This window comes from Stenotrophomonas sp. TWI1409 (assembly GCF_039673015.1).
Classification (GTDB): Bacteria; Pseudomonadota; Gammaproteobacteria; order Xanthomonadales; family Xanthomonadaceae; genus Stenotrophomonas; species Stenotrophomonas maltophilia_A.
Genome location: NZ_JBDJKU010000122.1, coordinates 1 through 6,009 on the forward strand (window position 1 = coordinate 1; position 6,009 = coordinate 6,009).

At 67.1% G+C, this 6,009-nt stretch carries 4 protein-coding genes; 2 read left to right on the forward strand and 2 right to left on the reverse strand.

Translation table 11 applies throughout. From position 1 onward, the window contains the following. Positions 1-479: 479 nt before the first annotated feature. Both ABE423_RS20375 and ABE423_RS20380 read right to left on the reverse strand, forming a co-directional pair. Positions 480-2,195, reverse strand: coding sequence for a M28 family metallopeptidase (locus ABE423_RS20375; protein WP_049421206.1), 1,716 nt, complete (start codon positions 2,193-2,195; stop codon positions 480-482). A gap of 86 nt (positions 2,196-2,281) precedes the next feature. Further along, positions 2,282-2,944 carry a hypothetical protein gene (locus ABE423_RS20380; RefSeq protein WP_032129713.1) on the reverse strand — a complete coding sequence of 221 codons (663 nt, stop codon included), beginning with the start codon at positions 2,942-2,944 and terminating at the stop codon, positions 2,282-2,284. 95 nt (positions 2,945-3,039) lie between these two features. Here ABE423_RS20380 and ABE423_RS20385 point away from each other — a divergent pair, with 95 nt between their 5' ends. Together ABE423_RS20385 and ABE423_RS20390 are read left to right on the forward strand one after the other, a co-directional pair. Next, positions 3,040-4,338, forward strand: coding sequence for a peptidoglycan DD-metalloendopeptidase family protein (locus tag ABE423_RS20385; RefSeq protein ID WP_010484243.1), 1,299 nt, complete (start codon positions 3,040-3,042; stop codon positions 4,336-4,338). A gap of 108 nt (positions 4,339-4,446) precedes the next feature. Further along, positions 4,447-5,895, forward strand: a complete 1,449-nt coding sequence (locus tag ABE423_RS20390; RefSeq protein WP_346487322.1) for a S41 family peptidase — start codon at positions 4,447-4,449, stop codon at positions 5,893-5,895. Positions 5,896-6,009: the final 114 nt, after the last annotated feature.

Genomic DNA, 6,009 nt, shown 5'->3' on the forward strand with positions numbered 1-6,009 from the left:
GTCGCTAAGGGTGGGTTTTTTTTTTTTTGGCGCGCTTTGGGGGGGGTGGGGCGCCCGGGGCCCGCCACTGCCGTGGCTGCAGACCGGCCGGTAGATCCACGCCATGCGTGGATGGCTGTCCCTGCGAAGAGCGGTGCCAACCCCCGGCAGCAGGTCCAGACAGTGCGCGTCGCTGTGATTGCCGGCCAGCGGCCGGCACTACCGGTAGATCCACGCCATGCGTGGATGCTCTCTGCATGGAACCACGGCGCCAACCAAGGTTGGCGGCTACCAACAGCAGGCCCACACAGCGATCGTTTGCCGGCCAGCGGCAGGCACTACAAGTAGATCCACGCCATGCGTGGATGCTCTCTGCATGGAACCACGGCGCCAACCAAGGTTGGCATCTAAAACTGCAGGGCGCGATCACACACAAAAAAGCGGCGCCCTTGCGGGCGCCGCCTTGGCTTGCTTCAGTACTCAGTCGAGCAAGCTCGACGCTACTTCGCCGCAGCCGGGGCCTTGTCCTTCATCATCGCGTCGCGGGCTGCCTTGAACGGGTTGCCTTCGTACCAGTTCGGCCAACGATCGCCACCGGCCAGTTCCTTGCCGACGCCGTACATCAGCTGCAGGTCTTCGACGGTGCCGTCCAGCTTCCAGGTGGCCGCATCGAACTCGTCCTTCGGGCCGTGGTAGCGGTTGGCGCCGTAGTCGGCTGCAGCCTTGCGGCCCGCGTCCACGCCACCCTCGCGCAGGTCTTCGCCGCCATCGGCGTACAGGGCCGGCACACCGGCCTTGGCGAAGTTGAAGTGATCGGAACGGAAGTAGAAGCCACTCTGTACCGAGGTCTCGCCGTGCAGGGTACGGTCCTGGGCCGCGGCCAGCGGCTTGAGGATGTCTTCCAGCTCCGAGCTGCCGAAGCCGGTGACGGTCACGTCCTTGGCACGGCCAGCCACCGACATCGCATCGATGTTGATCACGCCGGCGATCTTGTCCAGCGGGAAGGTCGGATGGGCAACATAGTACTTCGAACCCAGCAGGCCGGATTCTTCCAGGGTCACCGCCAGGAACACCACCGAACGTTCCGGCTTCGGCTCCTGGTGGGCCATTGCTTCGGCCACTTCGAGAATGCCGGCCACGCCGGTCGCGTTGTCGACCGCGCCGTTGTAGATGTTGTCGCCGGTCTCGCCCTCGTGCTTGCCCAGGTGATCCCAGTGCGCCATGTACAGCACGGCCTCGTCGGCACGCTTGCTGCCCGGCAGTACGCCCACCACGTTGCGCGATTGCTTCTGCGCGATCTGGCTCTTCAGATCGACCGCAGCGGTGGCCTTCAGCGGCACCGGCTTGAAGCCGCGCTTGCTGGCGTCCTTGTAGGCCTGCGCCAGGTCCAGGCCGGCACCGGCGAACAGCGCCTTGGCAGCGTCGGCACTCAGCCAGCCCTGCACCGGAATGCGGGCTTCCGGGTCATCCTTGGCCGGCAGGTCGTACTGCGGGCCTGCCCAGGAGTTCTTCACCACATCCCAGCCGTAGGAAGCGCCGGCGGTGTCGTGCACGATCAGCGCGGCAGCGGCGCCCTTTCGCGCAGCCTCCTCGAACTTGTAGGTCCAGCGCCCGTAATAGGTCATGCGCTTGCCGTCGAACAGCTTCGCGTCATCGACATGGAAGCCCGGGTCGTTGACGAACATGACGACCGTTTTGCCCTTCCAGTCCTGGCCGGCGTAGTCGTTCCACTTCTGCTCCGGCGCGTCGACGCCGTAGCCGACGAACACCAGGTCGCTGGCATCGACCTTCACCTCGGCCTGGCCGGTACGGGTACCCACCACCATGTCGGTGCCGAACTTCAGCTCGGTGGTCTTGCCGCCCTGGGTGATCTTCAGCACGGTCGATTCGTCGGCCGTGGTCTCGGTCATCGGCACATCCTGGAACCAGCTGTCGCCGTTGCCGGGCTGCAGGCCGATGCGCTGCATCTGGTCGCGGATGTAGTTGACCGTCAGTTCCTCGCCCTTGCTGCCCGGGGCGCGGCCTTCGAATTCATCCGAAGCCAGCGTCTTGACCATCTCGGCGAAGTCGCCGGCGTTGATCTCCGGCGAGAACGCATGGGCCGCCGGCTTGGCAGCGGCGGTGTCGGTGGCCGGCGCGGGCGCCGGCGTGTCTTCGCCTTTGCAGGCACTGAGCGCGGCCGCAGCGGCCAGGCACAGGAGGAGTTTGCGGGGCATCGTCGATTCCTGGAAAACAAAGGGCGGCCGCACCACGTGTACGACCGGTAACAGCGAGTATCACCGAACCGATGGGCGCGGTGTGCTCAGTCCGCCGGAGCGGTTTCGGTGTCGAACGGGATCGGCTCGGCGCCGGTGACCGGGCCGATGCGGGCCGTGCGGTGCACGTACAGCACCACCTCGCGTTCGAACTGCAACGGGCCGTCCACCACGGCATTCGGACCGATGATCACGCGTGGCTTGCGGCTGGCGGTCAGCGAGACGCTGAAGTTTGGCTTGCGCACGTGCACACCGCCCTTGACCTGCGAACCGATGCCCACGGTGATGTCACCGTTGACGGTTTCCACGTCGTTGCCGACGCGGCTTTCGACCAGCCCGATGCCACCGTTCACGGTTTCAACGCCGCCTTCGATCTGGCTGCCGCGATCGCTGAAGATGCTGCCGTTGACGGTGCTGACGCTGCCGTGTGCGATCACTTCGCGGCCCAGGCGTACGCCGCCGTTGACCGTTTCGATCTTGCCGGTGCGCGCGCGATCGGCGACCTTGACCCCGCCGTTGACTGTGTCGATGCTGCCGGTCTCGACGCCTTCGCCGACGCGGATGCCGCCGTTGACGGTGTCCAGCTTGCCGTAGCGCTGGCCGGGTTCGGCGCTGATGCTGCCGTTGACCTTGCTGATGTTTTCCTGCGCTGCCACTGGCCCGGTGACCAGCAGTACGCCCAACAGCAGCGGAATGGAGAGAGCTTTCATGGGGACCTCGATGGATGTGCGGCTGGCAGGCCGCGTGCGGAGATGTCACCATTCCCCGGTACCCCCTGCAACTGCCTGAAGTCACTGGAAAGCCCTTGCGCAACAACGCCTTCCCATCACGCCGACATCACATCGCCGCTGCTCGCGGCGGGCGCTGCCTGCTGTTGGGGCTGGCTTTGGCACTGGCGTTGCCGCTGCCGGGCGCCGCGCAGACCACGCGCGAGACCGAGCGCAAGCTGCAGAAGCTGCGCAGTGAGCTGAAGGGCGTGGCGCAGGAGCGTCGGCAGATCGAGGGCCAGCGCGGCCAGGCCTCACAGCAGCTGCGTGAGGCAGATGAAAAGGTGGCCCGCACCGGCCGTGCGCTTGCGCAGACCGAAACCGCGCTGCGCGAGCAGGGAAGGGCCCTGGCCGAGGCCGAACAGCGCCGCAGCACGTTGCAGGCCAACCTCGCCCAGCAGCACCGCGAGCTGGCCGGCCTGCTGCGCGCGGCCTACCAGCTGGGCAACCATGCACCGTTGAAACTGCTGTTGTCGCAGGACACGGTGGCCGATGCCAACCGTGCCCTGGCCTACCACCGCTACCTGCAGCGTGAGCGGGCCCAGCGCATCACCACGCTGACCGCCGACCTGAAGGAACTGGAAGCGCTGCAGGCGCAGATTGCCGAGCGCAAGCAGAAGCTGCAGGGGGCGCAGCAGGACCAGAAGCAGCAGGCAGCGGCGCTGGAAGCCGACCGCCGCGATCGTGCAAAGACCGTGGCCTCGCTGGACGAGCGCTTCAAGGACCAGCGCGAGAAGGAACAGGCGCTGGGCCAGGACGCCAAGGCGCTGGAAACACTGCTGGCCAATCTGCGTGCGGCCGCCGCCCGTGCCGAGGCCGAGCGTCGCGCGGCTGCGCGCCGTGCGGCAGCGGAGAAGGCCGCTGCCGAACGTGCCGCACGCCAGGCCGCGGCACAGGGACGGCCGCCACCGCCCACCAAGGTTCCGCCGGCGGTGGCTTCCGCACCGGCCCCGAAGGTGGGGGGCCTGGGTTGGCCGTTGTCCGGCAACCTGCTGGCCCGCTACGGCGGCAAGCTGCCTGACGGGCGTACCAGCAGCGGCGTGCTGATCGGCGCACCGGCCGGCAGCACCGTCACCGCTGTGGCCGACGGTACCGTGGTGTTCTCCGACTGGATGACCGGCTACGGCATGATCCTGATCGTCGACCACGGCAATGGCTACATGAGCCTGTACGCCCACAACGACACCCTGCTCAAGGACGCCGGTGCACGGGTCAGCCGTGGCGATGCGGTGGCCAAGGTCGGCAACTCGGGGGGCCAAGGGGTCACCGCGCTGTACTTCGAGCTGCGTCGTGGCGGGCAACCGGTGAATCCGGACAGCTGGCTGCAGCGGCGCTGAATCCCCGCTCGCCAGGTGCGGGCTGGATTCAACGGGAATTTAGCTGTGCTTCGCGCATAATCGGTGCATGTGCCTTGGGCACCATGCCACCGTCGACAGGAGTGATCCATGCGCGCAGCCCGTACCGCCACCCTCTTGCTGGCCCTGTTGCCAGCGCTGTCCTGGGCGCAGCAGACCGCGCCCGCCCCGAGCCAGGAAACCGGCGGGCAGGCAGCGAGCAGCGAGGAGGCGGTGACCTCGAAGGTGCCGCTGGAGGACATCCGCCGCTTCGTGGCCGTCTACAACGCAGTGCGGGCCGCCTACGTCGATCCGGTCGATGACAAGAAGCTGATGCAGGCAGCGGTGCGTGGCCTGCTGCTCGACCTCGACCCGCACAGCACCTACTTCAACAAGGAAGACGCGCAGGCCTTCGACGAACAGGCCAGCGGCGCCTACGAAGGCATCGGCGTTGAGCTGCAGCAGCAGCCAGACAACGCCAGCATGAAGGTGATCTCGCCGATCGACGACACGCCGGCGGCCAAGGCCGGCATCCTCGCCGGTGACCTGATCATCGCCATCGACGGCAAGCCGATCAGCGCGATCGATGCCAGCGAACCGCTGCGCGGCCCGGCCGGCAGCAAGGTGGTGCTGACCATCGTGCGCGAAGGCAAGCCCAAGCCGTTCGATGTCAGCCTCACCCGCCAGACCATCCGCGTGACCAGCGTGCGCAGCCGCCTGCTGGAACCGGGCTATGGCTACATCCGCCTGAGCACCTTCCAGGCCGACACCGGTTCGGACTTCCAGAAGCACGTGCAGCAGCTGCAGAAGCAGTCCGGTGGCCAGCTCAAGGGCCTGGTGCTGGACCTGCGCAGCAACCCGGGTGGCCTGCTGACCGCTGCCGTGCAGGTGGCCGACGACCTGCTCGACAAGGGCAACATCGTCAGTACCCGCGGCCGCATCAGCATCAGCGATGCACGTTTCGATGCAACGCCGGGCGACCTGCTGAAGGGCGCACCGGTGGTGGTGCTGGTCGACGCCGGTTCGGCCAGTGCCTCGGAAGTGCTGGCCGGCGCACTGCGCGACAACAAGCGCGCCCGCGTGGTTGGCAGCCGCACCTTCGGCAAGGGCTCGGTGCAGACCGTGCTGCCGCTGGACAACGGTGACTCGGTGAAGCTGACCACCGCGCGTTATTACACGCCCAGCGGCAAGTCGATCCAGGCCACGGGCATCGTGCCGGAGGTCGAACTGAAGCCGGCCGCTACGCCGGCCGAGGATGCACTGCCGGCCAGCCTGAGCGATTACAGCGAAGCGACCCTGCCGGGCCATCTGCGCGGTGACGACGAGGGCACCGAGGGCTATCACGCCGGTGCGGTACTGCCGGGCGATGGCCCGATCAACGACGCGCTGGCCGAGCTGAAGAACCCGGGTTCGGTGGCTGCACGCTTGAAGGCCGAAGCGGCGAAAGTGGATGCGGCCAAGGCTGCGAAGGCCGCTGCGGCGAAGCCGGAAGCGAAGGTAGAACCGAAGCCAGAAGCGAAGCCGGAAGCGAAGCCCGCACCCGTCCCGGCCAAGCCCTGATTCTGTAGAGTCGAGATCCTATGTTCGTGGTCAAGCCTGCTGGAAGCAGGCTTGACCCACCTTCAGCATGGCCGGATCGAAGTCCCGGCCGCTTTTGAAGACACCCCAGGCGAT

Excerpts from the sequence above, each read along its gene's own strand:
- ABE423_RS20375 (WP_049421206.1), bottom strand. The coding sequence starts at position 2,195 with ATGCCCCGCAAACTCCTCCTGTGCCTGGCCGCTGCGGCCGCGCTCAGT.
- ABE423_RS20380 (WP_032129713.1), bottom strand. The coding sequence starts at position 2,944 with ATGAAAGCTCTCTCCATTCCGCTGCTGTTGGGCGTACTGCTGGTCACC.
- ABE423_RS20390 (WP_346487322.1), top strand. The coding sequence starts at position 4,447 with ATGCGCGCAGCCCGTACCGCCACCCTCTTGCTGGCCCTGTTGCCAGCG.